Raw genomic sequence first — 26372 nt, forward strand, 5'->3', positions numbered from 1 at the left:
TCATCAGTTTGACAACTTTGAACCAGTTGTCCGGCCATCGAACGGTCCAGTAACCCCCGCTGTTGACCGGGCAAATGGTACAGACCATTACGTCCGGTGGCGGTGCCCGGGAAATCGGCACACAGTTACCGCCGTCCGAGGGAACCGACCGGGCCGTTGCCTAGTCTGACCGGGCGACATCGTGGAATGGGGGGCGAGTGAAAGGTGAATGTTTGTGGACCCCGAAGCGTGGGTAGCGCGCATGGAGCGGGAGAACCGGGCCCGGCTGGCCGCCGTGGACGCGGTCTCCGGTGAACTGCAGCAGCTGAGCGGCCGCGCCAGCACCCCGGACGGGAAGATCAGCGTCGAGGTGCACGTCAACGGGACGCTCAAGGACGTGCAGATCCACCCCTCGCTGGTGGACGCCTCACTGCGCAACCTCGGCCAGCTGCTGGTGCAGCTCGCCCAGCAGGCCCAGGCACAGGCAGGCCGCCAGCTGGAGGAGGTGGTCACGCCGCTGTTCGGCGACGCCACCCAGACCATGGCCATGCTGCGCGGCTACCTGCCGCCCGCCGAGGACGAGGACGCCCCCGGCCAGCCGGGTCAGCCGCCGCAGGCCCAGCGGGAACCGAACGCCCCGCCGCGCCCGTCCCAGCCACCGCGGCAGCCGCGGCCGGACCGGGACGAGGACGAGGACGACTTCGGCGGCCCGATCCTGCGCTGAGCGGGTTCGGCTGGCACACCCACTGGGGAAGGCAGTTATGACGGCTGACAAGTTCACCACCAAGAGCGCCGAGCTGGAGAAGTACGCGGCCACCCTCCAGCGCATCGGCGAGGGCCTGTCCGGGCAGGCCACCGCCGCGGCGGGCATCCAGCTGGGCCACGAGGCCTATGGCGTGATCGGCATGCGCTTCGCCGGCGACCTGAACAAGCAGGCCGCCGAGGCCAGGGCCCAGATCGAGGACGGCGCGCAGGGCCTGCAGGACGTGGCGAAGTCGCTCAAGGACGCCGCGCTGACCTACCAGCAAGCGGAGGACGGCATCCGCGACTCCTTCGACGGGAAGAAGTGAGCTGACGATGGAGTGGTTCTCCAACTTCGACGGCGCGACCAAGTCCCTGGACGGCTCCGGCGCGATCGGCAGCACCGCGGAGACGGTCTCGGCGCTGGTGCAGGGCGAGTTCCCGGAGGCCGGCGCCTCCGCGGCCGGGCTGGCCTTCGACGCGGTGGGCGTGGTCATGGACCCGTTCGGCTCGCTGCTGGAGGCCGGGATCGGCTGGGCGATGGAGCACATCGGCCCGCTCAAGGAGTGCCTGGACTACGTCAGCGGGGACGACGGCGAGGTCAAGAAGGGCGTGCTGGCCTGGCACAACGTGTCCAAGGAGATCACCGACCTGGCCACCGACACGCGCAACGAGCTCAACGCGCAGATCGGCGGCTGGAGCGGTGACGCGCAGCTGGCGTTCAAAGAGCAGATGACCATCGTCAACGACAGCCTGCTGGCCATCAGCGGCGAGGCCAAGGCCACCTCCGAGGCCGCTGGCGGGCTCGGCCAGGCGATGGCCGTGGTGCGCGCGATCGTGCGGGACACCATCTCGATCGTGGTCGCCGAGATCATCAAGGCCATGGTCGCGGCCGGCCTGACCGCCTTCTTCACCTTCGGCGCCTCCATCGCCGCCGGGGTGTCCTGGGTGATCGCCAGGGTCGGCATGGCGGTCTCGAAGATCATGAAGTACTTCACCAAGTTCCTGCGCCTGTGCCAGGGCGTGAACCGGGTGCTGTCCACGATGATCCAGAACATGGCCAAGGCGGCCAGCAAGATCAAGGGCCTCGGCGGCCTCGGCAAGTACAGCCGCAGCGGCTTCGACCTGTCCAAGAGCGTCAGCAAGACCAACCAGAGCATGTTGCGCGGGCTCAGAGGCAACAGAGGCGAGCAGATACCCCGGCTGGACGGCCTGAAGGACGACTACGGGCAGGCCGCCGAGTACGGCAAGCAGGTCGGCAAGGAAGTCGGCAAGGAGTACCTGTGGCAGGCCCCGATCAAGGTCGGCCTTGAGGCGGGCAAGACCGCGGTGAAGGACGACTTCAACCCGGAGAACATCGAGCAGAACGAGAAGAAGGGCTGGTGGGAGAAGTAGCTCCCAGCCACTGATCCGAAGCCCGGTCCGCGCACGCGGACCGGGCTTTCGTCGATCGTTGCCGGAGATCTCGCTCGGCTAGACGCCGGTCGTCCTTCCCCACTGCTCCAGGTCGTTGAGCGTCGCGACCACCACGTTCCAGGCGATCAGCACGGTGTCCTCCTCCGGCGCGTATCCCTGGGTCAACTGCTTCTTCGGGTGCACCAGGTTGCGGTGGTGGCGCAGCACGTGCACGTAGTCCACGACGTCAGCCGCGATCCACCCGTTGTCCTTGGCGAGGTCGATCAGGCTCTCCAGGTGGTCGGTAGGCTTGCGGCCCTGGCCGTCGTGCTGGGCCAGGGCCACGTCGTAGAGCACGCCCTCGAGCACACTGCCGAGCATGATGATCGCCGCCGTGCAGGCGCCGGACTTCCAGCAGGTGTGTGCCTCGTCGAGCCGGGACCTGAGCTGCGCGCCGAATGCCGCGTCACTGACGATGTCGGACAGGCTCGCCAGCAGTTGGACCGGCGCCTGCATCGCCGGTCGGTTCATGGTCGGCGTCTGGGTGATGAGTTCCGGCCTGCTGCCTTTGTAGACCACCTGGTAGCCCTCGACCGCCAGCAGTTCGTTGAGCTCCTGCAGCACGTGGACCCGCACCTCGTCCTCGTCCAGGTATTCGCGCGGATCGACCAGTCGCAGGATGACCTGGCGCAAGGCGTTCGAGTCGCGCCGTCGCCGCTTGAGCGTGTCGGCGACCCAGGCGCGCCGGGCGCCATCGACCTCGCCGACCCTGGCCCAGCCCGCTGCCTCGAAGAACGAGGTGATCTGGTAGCCGGTCCGGTAGTTGACCGTGGTGTCGTCCCCGCAGATCAGGCCGGCGATCCGGTCCAGGATGTTGTCGTCGAGTTCGACGCGGATCTCCTCGGCGCTCACAGTCGCTCTCCTTGCTCGGCGTCCGCCGTGTCCTCGGGCAGTTCGATCGGCGTCCAGTCCGGCTGCGCCCCGGTGGAGGCCGGCACCGGTTTCGGGTGGATGTCGCGTTGTGCCAGGCGTTGCCACAGCGGAGCCAGTCCGCGTTCCGCGTCGAACTCGAACTCGCTCTCCCGGATGCGCACCACCTCCCAGCCCATCCGGCGCAGTTCCCGGTCCCGGCGGGCGTCCGCGACCTGCTGCTGGGCAGAGGCGTGCCAGCGGTGACCGTCGCACTCGACGGCCAGTCGGCCGCCGTCGCCGACGACCACCAGGTCAAGGGAGCGGGTGCCGACCTTGAACTGCGGCACCACGTGGTAGCCGCGCTCTCTGATCCGGCGGAACAACCTCTGCTCGAACAGCGACTCGAACGGCTTGCAGTGCCGGCGCTCGCTGACCGAGTCGAGCTCCGGAGAGGCTCCGTAGACCGACGGCGGGTTGAGCATGTAGTTGACCAGCGAGGCCCGCAGGTCCCCGGCCCGGTAGTCGGCAGGCCGGACCGAGGTGAACAGCCACATCTGATCTCGCGCCCGGCTGGCCGCCACGTTGAAGGTCTGTTGCCACATCGTCGCGGCCTGGACCTGGGGCACCTCGGTGACCACCGTGGAGAGGAAGATGACATCCCGCTCGTCGCCCTGGAAGTTCGGCGCGGTGCCGACCCGGATGTTGCGGGCCTCGCGTTCCTCCGGCGTGATGGCGGCGTTGATCTCGTGCTCGATGAGCTTGACGTGATGGCCGAGACTGCGCAGCACCACCACGCCGAAGGACTTGCCCCGGTAGCGAGGATCCGCAAGGCAGGTGACGAGCTGTTCGACGATCCGCTTGGCCTCCACCGGATTCCGCAGTCTGGCTTCCTTTCCTTCTGGGTAGGCACCGGTGACGTGCACGACCTGAAGCGGCTCCAGGTCCCTGGCGGTGCGCTCGCGCAACGGGACCAATCCTCGGTTGCCTGCGCCGTAGAACTGCTCAGACGACCAGTTGATGATCTCCGGCATGCACCGGAAGTGCTCGCGCAGCCGGACCACCGCGTCCTTGCCGGAACGGGCGGAGAGCAGGCCGTAGAGGTTGGACTTGGGGCTGAAGTTGAACCGGACCTCCTCCGGAAGCTCGGCCAGGTGTTCTGACATGCGCTCGAAGACGTTGGCCAGCTTGCCCATCCGGTTGACCCCAGGGGTGCACTGCTTGTCGTCGCCAACGACGATCACGCGCGGTGCCATCCACAGCAGGAACAGGTGTTCCAGGCCGACCTGGCTGGCCTCGTCCACAATGACGACGTCGAAGGAGTCCCGGTCCGGCGCGATGTTCTCGAGCAGGTTGGGCAACGGCACGACCCAGGCGGGCACGGCGCTCTTGGCCTTTTCCATCGCGGCCTTGGCCGCGTTCCGGAACTCCCGCACCCTGCTGCCGTGTCCGCCACCGATCTTGCCCATGTGCTCGCGGTAACTGCGCAAAGCCACCACGTGCGAGTCGGTCATCCGCGCGACACACGCGTGCATGGCCTCCGCGGCGGCGAGCTCCTCCGTGACGTTCTTCAGCAGGTCTTCGACCTCATCGTGCCGCGAGACGAGTTGGCGTTCCTCGTCGGCGTTGCGCTGGCTGGACACGAACTGCTCGGCCTTGGACCACGCCCAGGCATCGGGTAGAGCGCGGATCCTGCTGTCCCATTCCTGGTCGGACGCGGTCTGCTCAAGCAGGTCGAGCAGTTGCGGGTGGACGGCGTGCAGCACGCGGGCGAGCTGAGCCCGCCGTCGTTCCTGGTCCTGTTCGGTACGGGCACGGTCGACTGCGTGGAGACCGGAGTCGTATGCGGCGAGGTCCCGGTTCGCGATCGCGTCGACCAGCAGACCGAGCTCACCACAGGAGTCCGGGTGCCCGGCCCACTCGCGCACACGCGAAAGCAGTGCGTCCACCTGTGTCCGGGCGCGTTCGAGTTCGACGTAGTTGAGCGCGGCCGGAGCCGCGTCAAGCACAGCGGTGACGACCTCGATCGTGGACAGGTCCATGGTCAGGCCGCTTCGCCGGAGCAACTCGGCCGTTCGTTCCCGCAGTGCCACCGCGGCTTCCACGCTGCCCAGCAGGCGTCCGCTGTCGTCGAGCTGGGACAAGGTGTCGGTGATGTGGTCGGTCTCGATCGGCACCTTCGCTTCCGCCCATCTGTGCACCAATTGCGTGGCCGCCACCTCTGCTTCGAGCCATTCGAGGGCGACTTCCAGTTCTGGCAAGGCGGTGGGTGGTCTGCCGTCCACGGCGACGGCGGCCAGGAAGTCGGCCGCCTCCTTCTGCACCGAGGACTTGGGCAGCACCTTCCGCAGTTTCCGGCCCGCGGCCAGATGATCCCGCAGGGCATGCCCGGCCTTGAGTAGTCCACGGGCCTTGCCGATGCCCACCGTGCTGATCGGTGCGGTGAGCTCGACGTGGAAGGTGACCCCTCGCGCCTTGATGCGCTCCTGGAGGCGGTGTGCTTCCTCGCGCACCTGTGACAGGTGTCCCCACAGGCCCGCATGGCGGCCCGCGAACCGGTCACCGAGTGCCCTGGCGACCCAGTCCGGCATCGGTCCCGCGGTCCGGTCGCGGTTCAGGCCCAGCTCGTGCAGCACCTCGTTCATCTCCTGCCGGACCTGCCGCAGTCCGTGCAGAACCTCGGTGCCCGCCGCGGCCAGGCGTTGGGTCAGCTCGCTGGTGTCCGTGTGTGCGGTGTCCTGGGCGGTGCGTTCCGCGGCGACCAGCTCTGCCAAGCCGCCTTGTGCCGGAAGCTCGGCCCGTTCCGGGATTCGTTGTCCGTCTCGTGCCCGCCGAGCCGGACCGTCGGACCGGGTCAGGCGCAGCAGCTCGACCAGATCAGGCAGGGTCAGCGGGGGATGGTCGGGCTGCTTGGGATCGACCGGCGGGAACCAACGGTGGGTGGCGGCGTTGTCTTTGACCTCGCGCACGATTTCGGACAACGTCCCGCAATAGCGTTCGGTGCTGTAGCCCGGCGCCACCGGGCCGTGCCTGACGTTCTCGACACCGCGCAGCTCCCGGATCCGGCTGTTGAGTTGGGCGCTCGTCGATCGAAGGTCGTGCCGGTGGGCCGAAAGTTCCTTGATCCGCTCAGGCAGCCTGCTCGTCTCTGGCGAGGCGATCGCCTCGGAGAGCGCGTCCAAGCTCTGCTGCAGTTCCTTGGCTGCGTCTTTGCTGCCACCGGCGAGCAGGACGCACAACTCGCGCAGGGCAGCCGGGATCTTGCCGCGCAGGACCTTGAGCGCCTGGTCCTTCTGGCTGGTCACCAGCACACGCTGACCGCGGGCGAGCAGTGCCGAGACGAGGTTCGCGATGGTGTGCGTCTTGCCGGTGCCCGGTGGTCCTTGGACGACCACGCTGGTCTCAGTGCGCAGGAGTTCGATGACCCGTTGTTGCTCGTCGTTGGTGGGCAAGGGGAACAGTGGGTCGGTACCGAGCACGTCACCGGAGGCAGCCCCTTGCTGCTGAAGCCACGTGGACCGCTCGGCCGGCTCGGTGTCGACGACGAGCTGGGCGAGTGCCACTTGCACCTCCGCACCGGGTTGTCGCAGCGCTTCGGCGATGCGCCGGTAGGCCTCGGCGAGCAGTACCCGGCTGCGTGGACGCAGTAGCAGCGCCGGTGACGGGCTCAGCACCGGTGTGGCTGTCGCGTGTTCAGCAGGCGTCCGGGTGTCCCGCGTCTCCAGCGGCTGGTCGAGGCTGACCGCGAGCCAGTCCCGCACCAGGGCCAGGGTCTGTGGTGAGTTGAGCGCGGCGGCTCCGGCCAGCACGTCCTGACGCGCCGAGCGGCCCCGGTCAGCTCGGTAGACCTCCTGATCGGCGAAGAGTTCACGGCCCTCCAGGCGGCGTTTACCGCCGACCAGGGAAACCGTGACCTCCGCGGTGGCACGGTCCAATGTGGGACGAACCGGTTCTGTCACCAGATGCCGGTAAATTCGGTCTCCGTCCGGCGCGGCCCAGGCCACCAATCCAACGGCGAGCACGAACTCGAATTCGTCATCCTGCTGCTCCATGGTTTTCGCGGCCTTTTCCAGCTGCTCGTACAGGGTCCGGCTCGACTGGTCTCGCGCCCAGGCCCGCCAGGTCGATCGCCAGGCGCTGAACGCTCGCACGATGCTGTTCGGTGGCTCGGTTCGCTGCCCTGGCTCCGCGTCCGCGGGCCCGGTTCCGTGGAGCACCGGTTCCGGACCGGTGTGGCCGCGAGTGCGCGACAGGTCGACCCACTGTGCCAGCGGTTCAGGTGGTGCTGGTTCGGTGGCGGACCGTGGGGGCCGGACCCACATCAAGACGTCATCGCGCGGGTTGGTCGACCAGCGGACACCGTCCGGCAGTTCGTCCAGCCAGATGATCGGGTCCGGGGCGTCTTGGTCGGTGGAGAGGATGTCACGCACCGGGTGGCGTTCGGCGGCGTCGGTGACCTCTGCCAGGAAGTTCATCAAGCTGGTGGTCTTGTTCAGGGCTTCGCGGTCGCGTGGAGCGGCCATGACAACCTTTCCCTTGGATGAAGAGCAACGGGAAAGAGTGCCGACAGCTGAAACCGGACACAAGGACTAATGGTCAGTAATTGTCCGATCGGATGATCGTTGTCTAGTTATGAATGCATTCAATCGGAAATTCATGTGATGAAGTACCGCGTGCAAGGGAGACCGTAAATCGCGTTGTAGTCACAATGCGCGCCATACTCACGGGTCAGCGTTCCACCCGAGGTCCACCACTTCGGTAGAAACGGCGGGCGCGCCGCCACCCGGCCGGGTTGAGCCGCCTGGCCAGCGCGGGCCCGAACCGCCTGGACGCCCCCAGCGCCACCAACAGCGCGCCGACCAGCAGGAACGTGATCCGCAGCCCCCACTGCGGGCCGCGCGGGGCCATCGGGGCGGTGGACAGCTCGGTGCGGCCCCACAGGCTGGGTTGCCGGCCCCACACCTCGATGTCGTCGGCCTCGCGCTGGGAGCGGGTGAGGCTCAGGTTGCCGCGCTCGGTGCTGCGGTCGTCCCAGGTGACGGTGACCGCGCAGAGGCCGGTGGCGCAGGGTTCGGCGAGGGTGGCCCGGCCGTGCAGCGGGGCGGGCTCGGCGCGGAAGGTCAGGGCGCACAGGGTGAGCAGGGTCAGGCCGAGGAGGCCGGCGACGAGCCGGACGGTGATGATCACCGCGTAGGCCAGGCGGGGGAAGCGGCGGTAGAGCTGCTCGTGATCGGGGTGCGCGCCGGGGTAGGGCATGGGTCAGGCGGGGACGCGCGCGGCGGCGGTCCGGTCCAGCAGCCACAGGGTGCGTTCGGCGCCGCGGGCGCCCGCAGCCGGGATGTCGACCTCGGACACGCCGGTCAGGGCCTGGGCCACCGGGTCGGCCTTGGCCTCGCCGGTGGTCATCAGCCAGACCTCGCGGGCGGCGCGGATGGCGGGCAGGGTCAGGCTGACCCTGGTGGGCGGGGGCTTGGGGCAGTCGCGGACGGCGACCACGGTGCGCTCGGTCTCGTGCACGGCGGGGGAGTCCGGGAAGATCGAGGCGGTGTGGCCCTCCTCGCCGACGCCCAGCAGGCACACGTCGAAGGCGGGCACGGCGGCACCGGCCTTGGCCAGGACCTCGGCGTAGGCGGCGGCCGCGGCGTCCGGGTCGTCGCCGAAGCGGCCGTCACTGGGCTCGACCGCGTGCACGCGGGCCGCCTCGACCGGGATGTGGTCGAGCAGGGCGGCGCGGGCCTGGGTCTCGTTGCGGTCCGGATGGCCGGCCGGCAAGAACCTTTCGTCTCCCCAGTACATGTCCACCCGGCCCCAGTCCACCGCGTCCCTGGCGGCCAGCTGGCGCACCTGCTCCAGCACCGCGTTGCCGGTGCGGCCGCCGGTGAGCACCAGCGAGGCCGAGCCGCGCGCCGACTGGGCGTCCACCAGCGCCGTGACCAGGCGCGCGGCGGCCGCGGCGGCGAGCAGTTCCTGGTTGGCGTGCACCACTACCTGCGGTCGGCTCATGGTCATCCATCCTGCCCTATCGGCCTACGGAGTGAGCCCGTAGGGGACCGGGGTCGCGGATCATCCCCGGGGTGGCAGACGGGGACCCGGCTGGTGCGCGAGCGTCGGTGCGGTCATCGTCACCACGAGGAAGGGGGACTCGATGCGGTCGACCACCCGAGCGCTGGGCGTGCTGCTGACCGGCTCGGCGCTGCTGCTGTCCACCGGCACGGCGGGCGCGCGGCCCGGCCCGGAGCATCGCCTGGGCGCCATGCCCTGAGGACAAGACCGTCGAGTGCGGTGCGCTGCGGCTGCCGGTCGACTGGGCCGAGCCCGGCGGCGCGAAGTTCGATCTCGCGGTAGCCCGGCGGAAGGCGCTGGACCCGGCGCGGCGGATCGGCGTGCTGGTGTTCAACCCCGGTGGCCCTGGCGGCTCGGGCGTCAGCTTCGCCCTGCGGGCCGACTCGACGTTCAGCCCGGAGGTGTTGCGGCGCTTCGACATCGTCGGGTTCGACCCGAGGGGCGTGGCGCGCAGCCATCCGGTGCGCTGCTCGGCGGAGTTGCTCCAGCGCCAGCCCTCGCGGTACCCGGGGACGCAGGCGGAGTTCGACCGGCTGGTCGCCTTCAACCGGGAGGTCCAGGCCGACTGCCGGGCGCGGACCGGGTCCGGGTGATGGTCCTGGACTCGGGCATGGACCACAGCCTGGGCGCGACTGCCGTCGCCGCCACCGAGGCCGCCGCGGCCGAGGACTCCTTCCACGAGTGGGTCCGCTGGTGCGAGCGCACCGCGAGCTGCGCCCTGCACGGCCGGAACCTGCTGCGGGAGTGGGACGACCTGCTGGCGCGGGCCGACCGGGGCGAGGTCAGGGACCCCGCCGACCCCGGCCGGTCGCTCACCTCGGCCGAGCTGACCGAGCGGGCTTTCATGCACCTGCGCGACCCGGCATGGGCGGAGCTGGCCGACTACGTCAGGGCGGGTGCGCTCGCTCACCGACCTGACCCGGATCACCGAGCTGACCCGCCGGATCGCGCCGCGCCTGCGGGGTTCCCTGGCCGGGCAGCTGGCGGTGACCGGCTGCCTCGGCGCGCCCCCGGCCACCAGCCCGCAGCGCGAGCCCCGGCTGACCACCGCGCCCAGGCTGTTGCTGGCGGGCTGCCCGCCGAGGGCGCGCGCTGCGCCGCGGCCGAGTGAGCGGCACCGACCAACGGCCGGTGCCGCCGCGCCCCCGCTGGACCTAGGCAGGAAGCACAGCCTGGACGAGGAGGGGACACCGTCATGCGAGGACGAGCCACCGTAGTGCTGACCGCGGCCGCGCTGCTGCTGGTCGGGCCGCAGAGCAGCGCCCTGCCCGAACGGACGACCGCGCCGAGCGGGGCTGAGGTCGAGGTCGCCGAAGCCGAGGGCCGACGGCCCGCTCCGGACGCCCGGAACGTGGTGCTGGCCGTGCACGGCGGCGCCGGCGGCGGCCTGGTGCGCAAGGACACCAAGCCCGAGGTGGAGAAGGCCTACCGGGACGGCCTGACCGCCGCGCTGCGGGCGGGGCAGAAAGTGTTGCAGGGCAAGGGAAGCAGCGTGGACGCGGTGGAGGCCGCGGTCAAGGTGCTGGAAGACGACCCGCTGTTCAACGCGGGCAAGGGCGCGGTGTTCACCGAGGACGCCGGGCACGAGCTGGACGCCTCGATCATGCGCGGCAAGGACCTGGCCGCGGGGGCGGTGGCCGGGGTGCGCAACGTGCGCAACCCGATCTCGGCGGCGCGGCTGGTGATGGACAAGAGCAAGCACGTGCTGCTCGCCGGTGAGGGCGCGGACGACTTCGCCGCCCGCAACGGCCTGCCCTCGGTCACCCAGGACTACTACTGGACCCAGGCCCGCTGGGACCAGCTGATGAAGGCCAAGAACCCGGCGACCAGGGACCTGGCCGACCCGCAGGCGCACGGCACGGTCGGCGCGGTCGCGCTGGACCGGTCCCGCGACCTGGCCGCGGCCACCTCCACCGGCGGCCTGACCAACAAGATGACCGGTCGTCTCGGGGACTCGCCGGTGATCGGCGCGGGCACCTACGCGCGCAACGACACCGCCGCGGTCAGCGCGACCGGGGCCGGTGAGGTGTTCATCAGGGGCGCGGCCGCGGGCACCATCTCGAACCTGGTCGAGTTCGGGCGGCGGTCACTGGCCGAGGCCGCCTTCGACGTGGTGGTCAAGCGGCTGCCCACGCTCGGCGGCCAGGGCGGGGTGATCGCGCTGAACCGGGCCGGGGAGTTCGACGCGCCGCACAGCACGCCGGGCATGCTGCACGGCTACCTGACCGCGGATGGCCGGGTCGTCACGAAGGTGTTCCTGGACGAGACCCCGGCCAACCGCTGAGGTCAGGTCAGGAACCGGAGCCCGGGGTCACCTTGAGCACGTCGATGACGAAGATCAGGGTCTCGTTCGGGCCGATGTCGCTCTGGCCGCGCGCGCCGTAACCCAGGTCCGGCGGCACCACCAGCACGCGGCGGGCGCCCGCCTTCACCCCGATCAGGCCCTTGTCCCAGCCCGGGATGACCCGGCCCGCGCCGACCTGCACCGGGAACGGCTTGCCCGCGTCGTAGGAGGACTGCTTGAAGGCGCGGTCGGAGAAGGTGGTCAGGTGGTAGTGCGCCTCGATCGAGTCGCCAGCCTTGACCTCGGGGCCGTTACCTGGAGTGATGTCCTTGGACAGCAGCTCGGTCGGCGCGGAGCAGCCGGTGGGCACGGTCACCGTGGGCTTGGCGCCGGGCGCGCCCTCGACCTTGAACGCGTCCAGCGCGCAGGCCGGGCCGGTGGGCTTCGGCGCGGTGCTGGAGCTCGGGGCCGCGGCGCTGGTGGCCGAGGTCGGCGTCTGGTTGGCCTTGGCCAGCTCTTCCGGCGAGGCGGGCTCTTCGCTGGGCGTGCAGCCGGCGAGCAGGCCCAGCGCGGTCACCGCGCCGAGGGCGAGCAGCCGGACCCGGGAGGTCGTGTGAGAAGTGGACACGGCACGCAGCCTAGACGGCCCCGGCCCGCCGGGTGGCGGTCCGGGGCCGTGCGCTGCTCAGATCCACGGCGAGAGCAGCCGGGTGAACTGCTCGTCGGTCAGGTTGAGCGGTCCTGGCTGGTGGAAGCCCTGCCAGGTCTCGGCCTCCAGCAACACCTTGAGCGGGATGCCGAAGGCCTGCCGGAACGAGCCGATGAACACCATCGTGGGCAGTTCGCCGAGCCGTTGCCGGAGCAGCGCTACGAGCTCGACCGCGCCCGCCCCCTCGGCCTTCGCCGCGCGCAGCAGCTCAGCCGCGACCTCGATCCGGTCGGGTTCCCGCGTGGTCACGATCGGTCTCCTCACTGGCGCGCCGGTCAGGAGAACCGGACCACAACCTTGGTGTACTCGCCGAACGGGCCCTCGCGTTCCAGGAACTCGACCTTGTTGAAGCCGTACTTGCCCGCCATGTTCCCGGTGAAGGTGCCGCGGGCCGCGTCGTCGAGCGACTTGCCCTTCTTGATCAGTTCGTTGAACTTGTCGATGTTGTCGGACATTTTCCCGCCGGCGAACCAGGCGCCGTCGACGGCCTTGACCTTCGCGCCGAAGTGGTCCATCGCGGAGGTGAAGAGCTTGCCGCCGAGACCCTTCAGGCCGGTGGTGTTCTCCACCGCCAGCGACAGGTAGCCCGACTTGTCCAGGACGGCGTCGATACCGGACTTGCCGTCGAGGAGGAACAGGGAGAACTCGGTGTCGGTGCGCTTGCCGAGCTTGGCCGAGTAGGCCAGCAGTTCGGCGGAGCGGAGGATCCGCGCGGGCGGGATGACCGAGGCCGCGACCCACGCGCACGCCTCGGCCTGGCCCCAGCCGGTGTCGGTGGCGCACCGGACGAAGTCGTCGATCATGCCCTTGGCCAGCGCGAGCAGCACCTGACCGGCGACCACGGCGGTGTTGAACACCTGCTCGGTGGTGTAGTGGAAGTCGATCGGGCTGGTGCCCACCTCCACCCGGCGGCACTGCCCCTTGCCGGTGGCTCCCGGCGGGCAGTCAAAGGTGAAGAAGCGCAGGGTGCCGGTGATGTGGTGGTCGACCTTGTAGAAGCAGGTCGCCGAGCTGGCGCCGAAGCCGAGGCCGCTGCCCCAGCAGCGGGCCGACTTGGGGTCGACCGTCGGGGTGTCCTTCATGTTCTCCGGCACCTTCTCGATGCCGAAGGGGCTGACCTCGTTCTCCTTGGGGACCTCGCCGACGTTCTCCCGCTGTTCGCCGACCTGGTGGAACCGGGCCGCGGCGTCCTTGGCCTCCTGGGCGGCGCGTTCGGCCGCCTCGGCGTCCTTGCCGGCCTGGATGGCGTCGGCGCGGGCCGCCTCGGCGGCGCGCTGGGCCGCGGCGGCCGCGGTGTTCGCCCTGGTCGCCGAGGCCGAGGCGCGGGCGGCCGAAGCGTCGGCGCTGCGGGCGCTCTTGGCCGCGTTGGCGGCGGCGTCGCGGGCCCGTTTGGCCGACTGCGCGGCCTGGTCGGCTGAGCGCTGGGCGGCCTCGGCGGAGGCCTTGGCCGCGTCGGCGGCGATCTTGGCCTGCTCTGCCGACTCCTGGGCCTTGGCCGCCCACCGCGCCGCTTCGTCAGCGGCCTGGCGGGCGATGGCCGCGTGCTCGGCGGCCAGGTTGGCGTTCTGCCTGGCCAGCGCGGAGGACTGGTCGGCCCTGGCCAGGTAGCTGTCGATCTGCGCGCGGTGGGTGGCGCTGTCGGCGTCGCGCAGCCTGGCCTGGGGCAGCTCGACGTGCAGGAAGCGGGTCACGTAGCTGTCCGGGCCGGAGAGCGCGGCCTGCGCGCCCGCGGCGACCTCGCGCAGGCCGTCCCGCTGCGCCTCGGCCAGGATCTTGTTGACCTGCCTGCGGTCCTCGGCCTTGGCCGCGGTGAACCTGCCGGTCTCCAGGAACCGGTGCAGCGCCTCGGCATCGCCCCTGGAGTCGGCGTTGAGGGCCTCGTTGCCCGCGCTGTGCACCAGCGAGTCCGGTCCGGCCGCGGCCATCACCTGGTTGACCTGCTTGCGGTCGTCGTTCACCTTTCCGGGGTAGTTCCGCAGGCGCAGGAACTCCTTGACCTGCTCATGCGTTCCGGTCTGCGTGGCGAAGGCGGCCGCCTGCTGGGCCGGCCGGTCGGTGGCCCCGGCGATGATGCCGAGCCCGGCCCGGTCGTCCTGTTCCACGGCCTGGCCGAGCGCGGTGCTGACGAACAGCCGCACCGCGGGGTCGGGGCCGCTCAGCGCGGTGACGGCGGCCGTCCGCGCCCAGGGACCGCCCCTGGTGAGCAGCCGCAGCGCGGCCGCGCGGCCGTCGCGCAGGGCGTCGGGCCCCTGCTTGGCGGCTTCGGTGAGCAGGCGCTGGGTCTCCTGGTCGAAGGTCTCGGCCTGACCGCCCTGCCAGCGGCGCTGGTCCCGCTCCTCGGCCTCGGCGCGGGCGGCCTCCTCGGCGTCCCGGACCGCCTGCGACTCCTGCTGCTTCACGCGTTCGTCGTCGGCGGCCCTGGCGGTCGCGGCGACCTGGTGCGCCTGGTCGGCGGCCGACTTCGCCTGCTGGGCGGCGCGATCGGCCTCGGTGGCCGCGGTGGCTGCCCGCCGGGCGGCGGCCTCGGCGTTCTCGTAGGCGTCCGCGGCGGCGATCGCGGCCTCGGCCGCGGCTTCGGCGTGGTCCGCGGCGGAGTTGGCCGCGTCCCTGGCGTCGAAGGCGGCTCGCGCGGCCTGTTCGGCCAGTGCCTGGGTGCGGCCGGCGGCGCGGGCTGCCTCGGCGGCGGCCTGGCGGGCCCTGGCCGCGGCGCGTTCGGCCTCGGCCGCGCTGGCGCCGGCCCGCCTGGCCGCGGCGGCCGCGTCCTCGGCGGCCTTGGCCGCGGCGTCGGCGTGCCCGCTGGCGCCGCGGGCGGCCTCGGATGCCTTGCCCGCCTCGGCGACCGCGCGACCGGCGGCGTCGGCGGCCGCCGCGGCCTGTTTGGCCGACTTGGCCACGTCCCTGGCCTGCTCGGCGGCCACCCTGGCCGCGTACGCCTTGGACTTGTCCCTGGCCGCGCCCGCGGCGGCGTCCTGCGCCCTGGCCGCGGCGCGCTCGGTCATGGACGCGGCGATGGCGGCCTGCCCGGCGGCGTTCGCGGCGACCCTGGCCGCGGCGTTGGCCCGGCCCGCCGCGTTGATCGCGGTCTGCGCGGCCGCGGCCGCGCCCTGGGCCGCGGTGGCCGCCCGCCCGGCCGCCTGCGCGGCCTTGCGCGCGTCGCCCTGGGCCGCGGCGGTCTCGGCGGCGGCCCGTTCGGCGGCCTCCTTGGCCTTGCGCGCGGCGGCCAGCGCCTGGTCGGCGTTGTCCTTGGCGATGTCGGTCTGCTCGGCGGCCCTGACCTGGGCGTCGGCGGCCAGCTCGGCCAGCCCGGCGACGGTCAGCGTCTCCTCATCCCGCTGCACCGCGACCTGCCAGCCGCTGCGCAGGAACTCCCGGATGTCCTCCGCGCCGCCGTCCAGGGCGCGCTGGGCGGTGACGTGGACCGCGGAGCCCTCCTTGGCCGCGGCCAGGATCTTGTTGACCCGGATCCGGTTGTCCTGGTCCTCGGCGACCACCCGGCCGGTGGACAGGAACGCCTCGACGTCGGCGTCCGTGCCGTTGAGCGCGGCCTGCCCGGCCTTGGCCAGCTGCGTGCCGCCGCGGGCGATCAGCTGGTTGACCAGCCTGCGCTGGTCGTTGTGGTGCGGCTGCTGCCAGCCGGAGTCCAGGAAGGCGCGCAGCTCGGCCAACCCGCCGTTGAGCGCGGTGTCGGCCGCCGCCCGCACGGCGGGTCCGGAGGCGGCCAGCAGCCGGGTGACCTCGATCCGGGCGTCGTGCTCGGCGGCCACCGGCCGCTGCTCGGTGAGGAAGCGCCGCACGTCCTCCTCGCTGCCCAGCAGCGCGGCCTCGGCGGCCCGCGCGGTGACCTGGCCGCCGGCCCGGTAGGCGGCCAGCACTTCCGCGCGGGAATGGACCGGGGCCGGTGCGGCATTAACCGGTAGTGGCGCCAGCAAGCCCGCGCCCATTGTCAGCGCCGTCGCCAGGACGGCTGCACGTGTTATAGCTTTCATAATGAAGTCAGTATCGGTTCGCGGTGCGGCAAAAAGCTCTACTACCTCCATCCAGAGAAATTGAGGACATTTGTCATGAGAGCATTACTGCGGTTGGCCTATTCCGTGGTCGCGGTTGTTTCCGGCACAATTCTGGGCACGGCCGGACTCGCTGTGGCGGCGGACAACCCGCCACCGATGGAGGAGGACTACGCCTATCCGGGCGCGGACAAGATTTTCGCCGAGCGCGGTATCCGGCTGTTGAAGGGCAATGGCGTAATTCTGCTGACCACCTGCGTGCCGGGGCATGCCAACCAGATCGTGCTCAGCAGTTCCGCATTCACCGACCCGATCTGTTTCGCGGCGGGGCCGGGTGCCGGATTTGTCAGCATGGACATTCCCGAGGTGTACTCGGTCAAGGGCGACAGCCATCGCGGGTCGGTCACCGTGCGGGTCAAGGACGTCACCAGCACCTCGCCCATCACCCCGAACCGGTGGAACCCGGTGAACAACGGCGACGGCGGGACCCTGCTGGAGCTGCGCACCCAGCCCTGAGCGCGGCTCAGCCCAGCAGGTCCCGCACCGCGGTCTCCACGGCGTTCGCCGAGGTCAGGCCCTTGGCCAGGGTGCCGCCGGGGGCGATGACGGCCAGCAGCGGCGGCTCGGCCACGGCGTAGCTCCGGCCGACGGTCTGCTGCTGGTCGTCGTGGCCGACCGGGTAGGGCACCTGGTGCTGGTCCAGGTAGCCGCGCAGGTCGGCCTCGGTGTCCCTGGCCGCGACCCCGAGGAAGGCCACCCTGTCCCGGTAGGTGTTCGCCAGCTCGGTGAGTTTGCGCTGCTCAGTGCCGCATTTGGCGCACCAGGAGCTGAAGAACACCACCACCAGCGGCCGGTCCCGCCACAGCGTGGAGGCGGTGACCTTGGTGCCGTCGGTCAGCGGCACGGTGAAGTCGGGGGCCGCGCCCGCCTCCGGTGGCGGCGGGCGGAAGGTGACTCCCGGCGGCAGCGGGCCGGGCAGTGCGGAGGCCCCGCCGCGCGCGGGCGCGGGCGGCGGGGTCGCGGTGCAGGCGGTCAGCAGCGCCGCCAGCAGCAGGCACAGAATGGTTCTCACGTGGTCAATCCCACCAGGGGCGCCCGCTCGCCCAGACTCGGGTCGCGGGCCAGCTCGATCGGCGGCAGGTCGCCGACCAGCAGCCGGTAGCCGTCGGCGGCGGGCAGTTCGGCGGTGAACTCGACCTGGCAGAACGTGGGCTCCCTCGGCACGTCGAGCTGCTCCTCGATGGCCTTGACCGCCTTGCCCGGCGGCAGCGTGCCCTCGGCCAGCTGCCTGCCCCCGGCGTCCTGCACGCGGTAGCCGGCCTTGGGGTGGATGGCCTGGTAGGCGCCGGTGCCGGAGCACTCGGCGCCCACCTCGCGCATCGCCCCGTCCCGGACGAGCAGCTTCACCGGCGCGGCGGTGGTGGCGGGCGTGCTCGCGCAGCCCGCCACCACCAGTGCGGTGAGCAGGATCAGGACAGGACGGTGCACGTCGCCGTCGCGGTCTTGCTCGGGTCGGCCTCCGAGGTCGCGGTCAGCTTGACCGTGGCGGGCTCGACCGGTTTCGCGGTGGTGCGCTCCACGTTGACCGCCACGTCCGCCTTCTCGCCGAACTTCGCCGTCGCGAGGGCGTTGGGCAGCTGGACCTGCCAGCCCGCGCCGCTGACCTCGGCCTTGAGCCGGTAGACGTCCGAGCGCAGGTGCGCGGCCGGGGTGCCACTGGCCTTGCCGGTGTTGGTCAGCGGGAACGAGCAGGCGGTGGCGCCGCGGTGCCCGACCCAGCCGGTGCGGGCGTTGTCCAGCTTCACGCCCCGGGTGTGCGGGCCAGCGCCGTCCAGGGAGCGGACCGCGACGGTGTAGGAGAGCACGCCCTGGGCGTCCCGCTTGATGTCGAGCACGTAGAAGTGCAGCCGGTTGTGGGTGTCGGTGTACTCGTAGATCGACTTGGACCCGGTGCCCGCCTTGAGCAGCGCGTCGGCCAGCTGGCGCGGGTCGCCCACGGTGACCTTCACCGGGGTGCCGTCCGGCTTGTAGTAGTCGACCAGGTTGATGTCCTGCGGGTTGGCGTCGATGACCCACTTGAACGGGGCGGCGTCGGCGTTCTTCGTCTTGGCCAGCAGCACGCCGCTGTCCGGGGTGAAGGAGTCCGACCCCATCCGGCCCACGACCTCCAGGGTGTAGTTCTGGTAGCCGCGGCCGTCGCACAACGGGTCCTTGGCCTGGCTGCACGCCGGGGCCTTGTCCCCGCCGGGCATGACCACGTTGATCCCGGCCAGCCCGCCCGGTCCCGGCTGCGCGGCGCGGGCGGTCACCGTGGCCACCGCGAGGCCGGAGCCGGTCAGCGTGCCGCGGTCCAGCCGCAGCACGTGCGCCTCGTCCACGATGCCGAGCTTCATCTTGTTGCGCAGCATGTGCTGCGCGCCCATGGACGCCCCGGCCGTCGGCGGGATGAACCAGCGGGTGTGGGTGCCGCCGGGGCCGTTGAAGGTGCCGCGGCTGAGCATGTCCCACGGTCCGCTGTAGGCGCGCACCGGCGGGTTGCCGAAGGGGTTGTTGTAGTTGTCGCCGATGCCCAGGATGTGGCTGAACTCGTGGGCGTACACGCCCTGTCCCGAGCTCTCCGCCTGGGTGGAGGAGCCGCCGCCGGCGTTGGGCCAGATGGAGGCCGCGGCCTTCCACGAGGTCCACTCCACGTAGCGGGTCTTCGCCCAGTTCGGCAGCTTGGGGTCGGGCGGGCCGAAGGAGTCCGGCACGTCCTCCTTCTTGTCGAACATCATCGGCCCGAACTCCTGCCAGGTGCCCGACTCGTCCTGCCCCGCGGAGAGGAAGAAGACGAAGTCGAAGCCCTTGGGCACCTCGGTGCCGACGTCGTCGCGCCAGGCCTTGCCCGCGTCGGTGCGCAGGTCCTTGGTGCAGCTGGACCCGGCCGGGCAGGCGCCGGAGCCCTGGAACTCCATCGCGTACTCGTAGGACTTGCCGGGCAGCTGGTAGGCGCCGAAGGCCTTGAGGTCCACGCCGAAGCGGCCGCCGGAGTCCTCCATCCAGTACTCGTTGATGGTGTGCCCGTTGTTGATCTTGCCGGGCTTGTTGAGGAAGTCCTGGTAGAACTGCGCGACCTGGGCGCGCGGGATGTTGTTGGCCAGCTGGGTGGGGTTGCCGAAGACGGTGGACTTCGGCGGCTGGGTGACCGCGAAGGGCTGGTCGGGGTAGTCGACGAGGACGAGCGCGCCCTTGAACATCCGCTTGGTCGGCTTGCGTGCCGGGTTCGCCCAGTCGGTGCCCGGCGGCTTCTTGTAGTCCGACCACGTCATGTCAGCGGGGTTCTCCCACTGCTGCGGGTCGATCGGCGCGAGGGACACCGGCGAGCCCCACCCGGCCGGCGCGGCGGCGGCCGTGCCCGCCACCGACACCGACAGGGCGACGGCCAGCACGAGGGCTCCGGTTCGCCTGACCCGGAAACGACGACGTAGCTGCATGAACCCGGATCCTAGGAACCCGCTGGCACGCAACCCAGCCGCCGAAGGGACTGTGTCCCGCTCAGTCCGGGATCAGCACGAACCGGCTGGCGGGCAGCGCGGGCACCCGGCGCAGCGATATCCGCAGGTCCTGGGGCGGCACCCGGTAGTCGGCCTGGGCCAGCCGGGTTGTCAGCGCCTCCAGCAACCCGAGGGTGAACGCCTCGCCGGGGCAGCGGTGGCCGGTGCGCGGATCGCCCGCGCCCTGCGGGACCAGCTCGAACTCGCCGATCGTGCGGTCGAGGAAGCGGGCCGGGTCGAACCGGTAGGGGTCGGGCCAGAGCCGGGGGTCGTGGTTCTGGCCGTAGAGGTCCAGCAGCACCAGCGCCCCGGCCGGGATGCGCTCGCCGCGCCAGGTCAGGTCGCGGGCGGCGCGGCCGCCGAGGAACGGGGCGAAGGGGTAGAAGCGGCGCAGCTCCTGGGCGAAGGCGGTGGCGTAGCCCGGTTCGCCCGCGCGCAGCGGTTCCCGGTGCTGGGGCCAGCGGTGCAGGGCGTGCCCGGCGAAGGTGACGAACCAGCTGACCGCGACGGTCGGCCGGATGATGTTGAGCAGCTCCACCGCGGCCAGCCGGGAGTCCAGCGGCTGACCGTCGGCGTCCCGGTGGCTCGCCACGGCCAGCAGCGCGGAGCCGGGCAGCGCGGGCGCCGCGCCCGCGCGGACCTGGGTGACCAGCTGCCCGAGTCGTTCCTCCTGGCGGGCGCGGGCGCGCCGGGCCCGCCAGTGCCGGGGACCCGGGGTGGCGAAGCCGTCGACCATGGCGGTCAGGTCGCGGGCCACAGCGGGGGTCTCGGCCTCGCCCAGCGGTATCCCGGCCCAGCGGCAGACGCCCTGGGTGAGCACTCTGGCGGCGGCCTCGAACAGCACGATCCGCTGGCCGCTCCGCCAGGATTCCGTTTCCTGCTTCCAGGCGGTGCTGGTGTGTTCGACCAGATCGGCTGCGGTGCCCGGGCCGACCACGGAGAGGAACAGGTCCTTGCGGCAGCGGTGCTCCGCCCCGTCCAGGGTGTGCACCGCGCCGTGGCCGAACAGGGTGCTCTGCACCGGTCCCGGGATGGCGGTCTGCCTGCGGATGTTGTGCTCGTCGTAGAAGAACCGGGCTGCCTCCGGACCGGTGAGGCAGAGCGTGGGCTGCCCCATCAGCCGGGTGCGCACGACCGCGCCGTCGGCCTCGCGCAGCCGGTCCGGCAGCCAGGCGTAGCCCTCGACGAGCAGGGCGGCCGAGTTGTCCGTCAGCGGTGCCTGGAGAAGTCGCATGGGAGGGGAGTGCCCGCTGTGCCGCGATCGATTCCTGCCGTTTGTCAGGGTGGCGCGGGGGTAGTCGGAACGCACCCCTACCAGGGAAGGAGCGAGGATGTCCGAGCACGCCGAGCTGCCGCGCCAGGATGCGCGCGCACAGGCCGCCCGCCACCAGCGGTCCTGACGGGCGGGCGTTGATGGCTCCCGGACTGGCCGCGGTGGCGGCCTCCCGCGAGTGGACCGGCGAGGACGGCGTCCGGCTGCCCGCCGGTGACGTGCACGCCTGGTGGCCGCGCCGGTGACCACCTCCGCCGAGCACGAGTACGAGGACGAGCTGAGCAGGGTGGCCGCGGAGAAGTTCGGCTGGCCGGAGCTGCGCCCGGAGCAGCTGCGCGCGATGGCGCTGCTGATGGCCGGGCACGACGTGCTCGCGGTGCTGCCCACCGGCGCGGGGAAGTCCGCGATCTACCAGGTGCCCGCGCTGCTGCTGGACGGGCCGACCGTGGTGGTCTCGCCGCTGATCGCCCTGCAGCGCGACCAGGTGGACGGCATCGCCGGCAGTGCCGCACCGGCGGCGGTGGCGGTGAACTCCGCGCTGCGGGCCGCCGAGCGGGACCAGGCCTGGCGGTCGCTGCGTGAGGGCGAGGCCGAGTACCTGTTCCTCGCGCCCGAGCAGCTGGCCAAGGACGACCTGGTGGCCGAGCTGGCCGGGCTGGGGGTGTCGCTGTTCGTGGTGGACGAGGCGCACTGCGTCTCGGCCTGGGGCCACGACTTCCGGCCGGACTACCTGCGGCTGGCCCCGGTCATCGCCCGGCTCGGACGGCCCAGGGTGCTGGCCCTGACCGCCACCGCGGCCCCGCCGGTGCGCGCGGACATCGCGCAGCGCCTCGGCCTGCGCGAGCACCGCGAGGTGGTCACCAGCTTCGACCGGCCCAACCTGAACCTGTCCGTGCGGCGCTGCGCCGACGAGGCCGCCCGCCGGGCCGCGGTGCTGGCCAGGGCGGCCGAGCCGGTGCGCGGCCGGGGTCTGGTCTACACGGCCAGCCGCCGGGACGCCGAGCAGTACGCCGCCGACCTGGCCGCGGCCGGGGTGCGGGCCGCCGGGTACCACGCCGGGATGAAGGCGGCCGACCGCGACCAGGTGCAGGAGCGGTTCACCGCGGGCGAGCTGGACGTGGTGGTGGCGACCTCGGCCTTCGGCATGGGCATCGACATCCCGGACGTGCGGTTCGTGCTGCACGCGGCGATGCCGGAGTCGGTGGACTCCTACTACCAGCAGATCGGGCGGGCCGGCCGGGACGACGAGCCCGCCGAGGTCGTCCTGTTCCACCGCCCGCGAGACGCCGCGCTGCAACGGTTCCTGACCAGCAGCCCGCCGCCGGCGGACACCCTGGCCGAGGTGGCGCGGGCGATCGAGGACCACGACGGCCCGCTACCGCCCGGCGAGCCCGAGGAACTGCCCCCGGCCCGGCGCACCAGGGCGATCAACCTGCTGGAGGAGGCGGGAGCGGTCAGCGCCGGCGCGGACGGCCACGTCGAGTACGCCGACCCCGGGCTGACCCCGGCGCAGGCGGTGGCCAAGGCGACGGCCACGGCGGAAGCGCGGCAGCGGCTGCTGCGGTCCCGGGTGCGGATGATGGGCGGCTACGCCGAGACCACCGGCTGCCGCCGCCAGTACCTGCTCGGCTACTTCGGCGAACCGCACGAGGGCGGCTGCCGTGCCTGCGACAACTGCCTGAGCGGGGTGGCCGAGCCGCGACCGGCGCAGGACGCGGAGTTCCCGCCCAACAGCGCGGTGGCGCACCGGGAGTGGGGGCACGGCGTGGTGGTCTCCGCCGAGGGGGACCGGCTGACCGTGCTGTTCGACGAGCAGGGCTACAAGACGCTGTCCCTGGCGGCCGTGCGCGAGCGGAACCTGCTCAGCGCGGCGGACTGAGACGGCGACCCGGCCCGGCGGACGGCCTCGTCCGTGGCGGATCGCGCCGGGGCGAGGCCGTCACCGCGCGGCGTTCAGCCCAGCAGCCCCGTCCCGGGGGCATCGGGATCGGAGCTGGTGAACAGCTCCCGCAGGGCCGCCACGAACTCGGCGTAGTCGATCACGCCGTCACCGTTCTGGTCGATCCGGTCGAATGCCGCGCCCGCGATGTCGTCAGCCACGTCCGCGGAGCGGTACAGCTCGATGTACTCCCCGCGGTCGACTTGTCCGTCGCCATCCCGGTCGATCGCCTCGAACACCGATTCGGCCGCCTTGAGATATGCCTCTTCCAGATAATCCGGATTTTCCGCCAGGCCACGTTCGGTGGCCGCGATGAACTCCTCTCTGCTGACCTGTCCGTCACCGTCGGAGTCGGCGTCCCGTTCGATCTGCGCCCACCAGTCGCGGAAGGCGGCGAGGATGTTCTCCCTGCGGTGTGCCGCCGCCCCCGGTGCGAGCCGGTCGGCCATCTGCGTGGCCAGCGCGTCGAAGTCCTCGGCGGTGATGATGCCGTCCTTGGTGATGTCGAGCGCGTCGAACGCTTTGCCGAGGTTGGCGTCCTGAACCTGTGATTCGGTGCTCACGTGCTGCCTCCCGGTCGCTGACTCCTCTTGGAGTAAACCGCTTCCGCTCATCGGCATACCAGGGTGATTCCACGGTGCACGCATTCGGCCGTATCCGACCGGAAAGCCTAGATATCGGGAGCTTTCAGCGGGCCGCGGCGCCACCGGCGCGGGTGGCCGGAAACCTCGCGCCGGTGTGGCAGAGGCGGCGCACCCAGCCGGCCACCGCGCGCGGGGGCGGCCGGTGCTCACCGTCCAGCCGGGCCACCACCTCGAGGTCCGCGCCACAGCGGGTCTCCACCGCGACCGCCCAGCCGCAGTCCTCCGCCCACAGCAGGGCGACATCGCGGCCGGGGAAGTCCGGTAGTCGCTCCTCCAGCGGCAGGTACACGCTGACCGGGCGCTCCTGCTCCACGCACAGGCAGTCCCCGCGCAACCCGAGCGCGGCGGCGACCCGCCGGAGGTAGTGGCGCGCGGCGCGCACCGGTTCGTCGTCGTCCTCGAACCGAAGCTCCATGCCGACCGCCGCCCTCCGCCTGCCGGCCCCTCCGGCGTGTCTGCGGAGATACCCGGACCGGGCTAGCGCAACCGCCTCTCCGGTGCCGGCTGGTCACTGTTCCGATCCAGTGCGGCCTCGGCGATCAGCCGGGAGGTCAGGCCGCCCTGGCCGTAGGGGAAGGCGTGCGCGCCGGGCAGGGTGCGGGACACCGCCTCCGGTGCGGCGGCGGCGAGCCGGTCGACCCAGTCCCGCGGGGCGAAGCCGTCCTGTTCGCCGCGGGCCAGCAGCACCGGGCAGTCGAGGCGGGTGATCAGCTGTTCCGGCTGGTCCCGCTGGGCGGAGCGGACGAACCGGGCGATCCGCCGGGGCCCGCCGCGCAGGTAGTAGGGCACCGTCACCGGGAGCAGCCCGAGCGGCTCGTGCCGGGAGCTGCGCAGGTAGCCGCGGAAGAGGCCGGGCAACCGGCGCTGCTCCGGCGGGAAGGTCGGGCCCAGCAACGCCAGGGACCGCACCCGGTCCGGCCGGTCCACCGCCGCCCGCAGCGCGGCCTGCGCGCCGGTGGAGTGTCCGACCAGCACCACCGGCTCGTCCGGCACGTCCAACCAGGCGGCCACCGCGTCCAGCTCGGCCGGCCTCCTCCGTCGCTCTGCCCGAAGACCTACCGCCGACCGGCGCGGCCCAAACCGAGGGGCCGGGACAGAAGTACTGGTCCCGGCGCACCCGGCTGGTGGCTGGTGGTTCGGCCGTGCGGCTGCTGCACGGCCGGGCCGCGGGTGCGAGGTTGAGGTCGTTGACCGAACAACCGGGGGAGAGTCCCGCATATCCACGACCAACCGGCTCGGCGCCGGACTACTCGCCGTGCTGTTCCCCCTGCTGGCCGCGGTGCCGGCGCACGCGGTCAGCGGCGCTCCGGCGCCTGACGGCGGCCACCGGTTCACCGTCAAGCTGGACACCGGTGACGGGGCCCGCGCCTGCTCCGGCGCGCTCGTCGACCCGCAGTGGGTGCTCACCGCCGCCTCCTGCTTCACCTTCGAGCCGGGGGAGACCCTGCGGCCCGGTCCGCCGAGCAGGCCCGCGCGGGCCACCGTCGGCCGGACCGCGCTGTCCCAGACCGGCGGCCAGGTCCTCGGCGTGGCCTACCTGGTGCCGCGTGCGGACCGGAACGTGGTGCTGGCCAAGCTGGCGCACCGGGTCCTGGACGTGCCGGTGGTGCCGATCGGCGGCGCGCCGGCCGTGGGGGAGAAGCTGAGCGTGGCCGGGTTCGGCCGCACCGCCACCGAGTGGACCCCGGACCGGTTGCACGCCGCGCCGTTCACGGTGGGCGCGGTCGGCGCGACCACGGTGGACCTCACCGGCGACGGCGCGAACACCGGTGTGTGCAAGGGAGACTCGGGCGGCCCCGCGTTCCGCGAACGGGACGGCCGGGCCGAGCTGGTGGCCCTGCACCACACCTCCTGGCAGCGCGGCTGCCTCGGCGAGACCGAGCAGCGCAACCTGGCGGTGGAGTCCAGAGTGGACGATCTCGCGGGCTGGGTGCGCGAGCGGATCGCCGCCGACGACCCGGATCCCGGTCCCGGCACCGGCCCAGCCGCGCTGGCCGCGGGCGATCAGCTCAACTTCTTCGGCCGTGGCACCGACAACCAGCTGCACCGCTGGTGGTACGCGCCGGGCCAGCCCACCCAGCGGGAGGTGCTGGGCGCGGGGATCGCGGGCAAACCGGCCGCGGTGCTCTACCGCGATCAGCTGACCGTGTTCGCCAGGGGCGCGGACGGCACGCTGCGGCACTGGTGGCACGACGGCACCCGGTTCCACCACGACGTGTGGGGCGAGGGACTGGCCGGTGACCCGACGGTGCTGCTGTACAAGGGCGAGCTGACGGTTTTCGCCAGGGGCGCCGATGGTTCGCTGAAGCACTGGTGGTTCGACGGCCAGCTGCGTCACGACACCTGGGGCGCCGGACTCGCCGGTGATCCGGTGGCCACCCAGTTCGGCGAGGAGCTGACCGTGTTCGCCCGCGGCGGCGACAACAGCCTGCGGCACTGGTGGTTCAACGGCAGCCTGCACAGCGACACCTGGGGCACCGGCATCCTGGGCAACCCGGCCGCGCTGGTCTACCGCAACGAATTGACGGTCTTCGCCAGGGGCACCGACGGTTCGCTGAAGCACTGGTGGTTCAGCGGGAGCCTGCGCCACGACTCCTGGGGCCTGGGCATCAGCGGCAACCCGGCCGCGGTCGTCTTCGGCGACCACCTCACCGTCTTCGCCCGCGGCAGCGACAACAGCTTGCAGCACTGGTGGTTCGACGGGCAGCTGCACCGGGACTCCTGGGGCGGCGGGGTGACCGCGACGCCGAGTGTCACGGTGTACCGCGGGCAGGAGCTGACCGTGTTCGCGCGCGGGGACAACGGCGGGCTGGAGCACTGGTGGTTCGTCGCGGGCGGCGCGGCGCACCACCGGGACTCTTGGGGCGCGGGGCTCCAGGACTGACCGACGGGCGTGCCC

The 26372-nt window shown here is 71.9% G+C and carries 24 protein-coding genes; 10 read left to right on the plus strand and 14 right to left on the minus strand.

Translation table 11 applies throughout. From position 1 onward, the window contains the following. The first annotated feature begins 214 nt into the window (after positions 1–214). The 3 genes from N8J89_RS14125 to N8J89_RS14135 are packed head-to-tail and all read left to right on the plus strand — an operon-like array spanning position 215 to position 2115. Entirely contained in the window at positions 215–703 is a 489-nt protein-coding gene (locus tag N8J89_RS14125; RefSeq protein ID WP_252481654.1) for a YbaB/EbfC family nucleoid-associated protein, read from the plus strand. A 37-nt stretch (positions 704–740) separates the two neighbouring features. Then, a complete protein-coding gene (locus N8J89_RS14130) occupies positions 741–1049 on the plus strand; it encodes a type VII secretion target (RefSeq protein ID WP_252481655.1) in 309 nt (102 codons plus the stop codon). A gap of 7 nt (positions 1050–1056) precedes the next feature. Next, positions 1057–2115 carry a WXG100 family type VII secretion target gene (locus N8J89_RS14135; RefSeq protein ID WP_252481656.1) on the plus strand — a complete coding sequence of 353 codons (1059 nt, stop codon included), beginning with the start codon at positions 1057–1059 and terminating at the stop codon, positions 2113–2115. A 78-nt stretch (positions 2116–2193) separates the two neighbouring features. On the opposite strand, the gene N8J89_RS14140 is transcribed toward N8J89_RS14135, so the two are convergent. The 4 genes from N8J89_RS14140 to pgl form a co-directional block, all read right to left on the minus strand. Further along, the gene (locus N8J89_RS14140) at positions 2194–3027 is read right to left on the minus strand and encodes a hypothetical protein (protein WP_283664800.1); all 834 of its coding nucleotides are present in this window, start codon (positions 3025–3027) and stop codon (positions 2194–2196) included. Then, positions 3024–7547 (minus strand): PDDEXK-like endonuclease domain-containing protein, encoded by a 4524-nt coding sequence (locus N8J89_RS14145; RefSeq protein WP_283664801.1) that lies wholly within the window; start codon positions 7545–7547, stop codon positions 3024–3026. The genes N8J89_RS14140 and N8J89_RS14145 overlap by 4 nt, the downstream gene beginning before the upstream one ends. A gap of 205 nt (positions 7548–7752) precedes the next feature. Further along, positions 7753–8280, minus strand: a complete 528-nt coding sequence (locus N8J89_RS14150) for a hypothetical protein (RefSeq protein WP_283664802.1) — start codon at positions 8278–8280, stop codon at positions 7753–7755. A 3-nt stretch (positions 8281–8283) separates the two neighbouring features. Continuing rightward, the gene (gene pgl / locus N8J89_RS14155; protein WP_283664803.1) at positions 8284–9027 is read right to left on the minus strand and encodes a 6-phosphogluconolactonase; all 744 of its coding nucleotides are present in this window, start codon (positions 9025–9027) and stop codon (positions 8284–8286) included. 380 nt (positions 9028–9407) lie between these two features. Between pgl and N8J89_RS14160 the strand changes: the two genes are divergently transcribed. The 3 genes from N8J89_RS14160 to N8J89_RS14170 all read left to right on the plus strand — a co-directional run bounded on the left by N8J89_RS14160 (position 9408) and on the right by N8J89_RS14170 (position 11371). Further along, a complete protein-coding gene (locus N8J89_RS14160) occupies positions 9408–9680 on the plus strand; it encodes an alpha/beta fold hydrolase (protein WP_283664804.1) in 273 nt (90 codons plus the stop codon). Further along, on the plus strand, positions 9680–10198 hold the full coding sequence (locus tag N8J89_RS14165; RefSeq protein WP_283664805.1) for a hypothetical protein: 519 nt from the start codon (positions 9680–9682) through the stop codon (positions 10196–10198). Before N8J89_RS14160 ends, N8J89_RS14165 begins: the two co-directional genes overlap by 1 nt. 84 nt (positions 10199–10282) lie before the next feature. Further along, complete coding sequence (locus N8J89_RS14170; RefSeq protein ID WP_283664806.1) at positions 10283–11371, plus strand: isoaspartyl peptidase/L-asparaginase family protein; 1089 nt, start codon at positions 10283–10285, stop codon at positions 11369–11371. A gap of 7 nt (positions 11372–11378) precedes the next feature. Here the strand turns inward: N8J89_RS14170 and N8J89_RS14175 are convergent, their stop codons facing one another. From N8J89_RS14175 to N8J89_RS14185, 3 genes are read right to left on the minus strand one after another with little or no spacing between them, the layout of a single operon-like run. Next, positions 11379–11999 (minus strand): FKBP-type peptidyl-prolyl cis-trans isomerase, encoded by a 621-nt coding sequence (locus tag N8J89_RS14175; protein ID WP_283664807.1) that lies wholly within the window; start codon positions 11997–11999, stop codon positions 11379–11381. Positions 12000–12056: 57 nt separating this feature from the next. Next, positions 12057–12329: a hypothetical protein gene (locus N8J89_RS14180; protein ID WP_283664808.1), complete on the minus strand. Its 273-nt coding sequence runs from the start codon at positions 12327–12329 to the stop codon at positions 12057–12059. 26 nt (positions 12330–12355) lie between these two features. After that, a complete protein-coding gene (locus tag N8J89_RS14185; protein WP_283664809.1) occupies positions 12356–16009 on the minus strand; it encodes an ALF repeat-containing protein in 3654 nt (1217 codons plus the stop codon). Between the two features lie 132 nt (positions 16010–16141). Between N8J89_RS14185 and N8J89_RS14190 the strand changes: the two genes are divergently transcribed. After that, positions 16142–16600: a hypothetical protein gene (locus N8J89_RS14190; RefSeq protein WP_283664810.1), complete on the plus strand. Its 459-nt coding sequence runs from the start codon at positions 16142–16144 to the stop codon at positions 16598–16600. 7 nt (positions 16601–16607) lie between these two features. On the opposite strand, the gene N8J89_RS14195 is transcribed toward N8J89_RS14190, so the two are convergent. The 4 genes from N8J89_RS14195 to N8J89_RS14210 all read right to left on the minus strand — a co-directional run bounded on the left by N8J89_RS14195 (position 16608) and on the right by N8J89_RS14210 (position 20851). Further along, positions 16608–17156, minus strand: coding sequence for a TlpA family protein disulfide reductase (locus tag N8J89_RS14195; protein ID WP_283664811.1), 549 nt, complete (start codon positions 17154–17156; stop codon positions 16608–16610). Then, positions 17153–17572: a hypothetical protein gene (locus N8J89_RS14200; protein WP_283664812.1), complete on the minus strand. Its 420-nt coding sequence runs from the start codon at positions 17570–17572 to the stop codon at positions 17153–17155. Before N8J89_RS14200 ends, N8J89_RS14195 begins: the two co-directional genes overlap by 4 nt. Further along, on the minus strand, positions 17554–19557 hold the full coding sequence (locus N8J89_RS14205; RefSeq protein WP_283664813.1) for a M6 family metalloprotease domain-containing protein: 2004 nt from the start codon (positions 19555–19557) through the stop codon (positions 17554–17556). Before N8J89_RS14205 ends, N8J89_RS14200 begins: the two co-directional genes overlap by 19 nt. Positions 19558–19618: 61 nt before the next feature. Beyond that, complete coding sequence (locus tag N8J89_RS14210) at positions 19619–20851, minus strand: cytochrome P450 (protein ID WP_283664814.1); 1233 nt, start codon at positions 20849–20851, stop codon at positions 19619–19621. A gap of 128 nt (positions 20852–20979) precedes the next feature. On the opposite strand from N8J89_RS14210, the gene N8J89_RS14215 reads away from it, so the two are divergent. Beyond that, a complete protein-coding gene (locus N8J89_RS14215; RefSeq protein WP_283664815.1) occupies positions 20980–21135 on the plus strand; it encodes a hypothetical protein in 156 nt (51 codons plus the stop codon). Next, a complete protein-coding gene (locus N8J89_RS14220) occupies positions 21132–22769 on the plus strand; it encodes a RecQ family ATP-dependent DNA helicase (RefSeq protein WP_283664816.1) in 1638 nt (545 codons plus the stop codon). Before N8J89_RS14215 ends, N8J89_RS14220 begins: the two co-directional genes overlap by 4 nt. A gap of 74 nt (positions 22770–22843) precedes the next feature. Here N8J89_RS14220 and N8J89_RS14225 read toward each other — a convergent pair whose 3' ends face one another. From N8J89_RS14225 to N8J89_RS14235, 3 genes are all read right to left on the minus strand, one after another. Beyond that, on the minus strand, positions 22844–23392 hold the full coding sequence (locus tag N8J89_RS14225) for an EF-hand domain-containing protein (protein ID WP_283664817.1): 549 nt from the start codon (positions 23390–23392) through the stop codon (positions 22844–22846). Positions 23393–23516: 124 nt separating this feature from the next. Continuing rightward, entirely contained in the window at positions 23517–23888 is a 372-nt protein-coding gene (locus tag N8J89_RS14230; RefSeq protein ID WP_283664818.1) for a DUF6292 family protein, read from the minus strand. Between the two features lie 62 nt (positions 23889–23950). Beyond that, a complete protein-coding gene (locus N8J89_RS14235; RefSeq protein WP_349497475.1) occupies positions 23951–24691 on the minus strand; it encodes an alpha/beta fold hydrolase in 741 nt (246 codons plus the stop codon). Between the two features lie 37 nt (positions 24692–24728). Between N8J89_RS14235 and N8J89_RS14240 the strand changes: the two genes are divergently transcribed. Further along, on the plus strand, positions 24729–26357 hold the full coding sequence (locus tag N8J89_RS14240) for a DUF8189 domain-containing protein (protein WP_283664820.1): 1629 nt from the start codon (positions 24729–24731) through the stop codon (positions 26355–26357). The last annotated feature ends 15 nt before the right edge of the window (positions 26358–26372 follow it).

The sequence above is a fragment of the Crossiella sp. CA-258035 genome, assembly GCF_030064675.1.
Classification (GTDB): domain Bacteria; phylum Actinomycetota; class Actinomycetes; order Mycobacteriales; family Pseudonocardiaceae; genus Crossiella.

What these genes read in the sequence shown, in the direction of transcription:
- N8J89_RS14130 (WP_252481655.1), top strand. Translation starts at nt 741, where the DNA reads ATGACGGCTGACAAGTTCACCACCAAGAGCGCCGAGCTGGAGAAGTAC.
- N8J89_RS14135 (WP_252481656.1), top strand. Translation starts at nt 1,057, where the DNA reads ATGGAGTGGTTCTCCAACTTCGACGGCGCGACCAAGTCCCTGGACGGC.
- N8J89_RS14145 (WP_283664801.1), bottom strand. Translation starts at nt 7,547, where the DNA reads ATGGCCGCTCCACGCGACCGCGAAGCCCTGAACAAGACCACCAGCTTG.
- N8J89_RS14150 (WP_283664802.1), bottom strand. Translation starts at nt 8,280, where the DNA reads ATGCCCTACCCCGGCGCGCACCCCGATCACGAGCAGCTCTACCGCCGC.
- pgl (WP_283664803.1), bottom strand. Translation starts at nt 9,027, where the DNA reads ATGAGCCGACCGCAGGTAGTGGTGCACGCCAACCAGGAACTGCTCGCC.
- N8J89_RS14165 (WP_283664805.1), top strand. Translation starts at nt 9,680, where the DNA reads ATGGTCCTGGACTCGGGCATGGACCACAGCCTGGGCGCGACTGCCGTC.
- N8J89_RS14170 (WP_283664806.1), top strand. Translation starts at nt 10,283, where the DNA reads ATGCGAGGACGAGCCACCGTAGTGCTGACCGCGGCCGCGCTGCTGCTG.
- N8J89_RS14190 (WP_283664810.1), top strand. Translation starts at nt 16,142, where the DNA reads ATGAGAGCATTACTGCGGTTGGCCTATTCCGTGGTCGCGGTTGTTTCC.
- N8J89_RS14205 (WP_283664813.1), bottom strand. Translation starts at nt 19,557, where the DNA reads ATGCAGCTACGTCGTCGTTTCCGGGTCAGGCGAACCGGAGCCCTCGTG.
- N8J89_RS14210 (WP_283664814.1), bottom strand. Translation starts at nt 20,851, where the DNA reads ATGCGACTTCTCCAGGCACCGCTGACGGACAACTCGGCCGCCCTGCTC.
- N8J89_RS14215 (WP_283664815.1), top strand. Translation starts at nt 20,980, where the DNA reads ATGCGCGCGCACAGGCCGCCCGCCACCAGCGGTCCTGACGGGCGGGCG.
- N8J89_RS14230 (WP_283664818.1), bottom strand. Translation starts at nt 23,888, where the DNA reads ATGGAGCTTCGGTTCGAGGACGACGACGAACCGGTGCGCGCCGCGCGC.
- N8J89_RS14235 (WP_349497475.1), bottom strand. Translation starts at nt 24,691, where the DNA reads ATGCGGGACTCTCCCCCGGTTGTTCGGTCAACGACCTCAACCTCGCAC.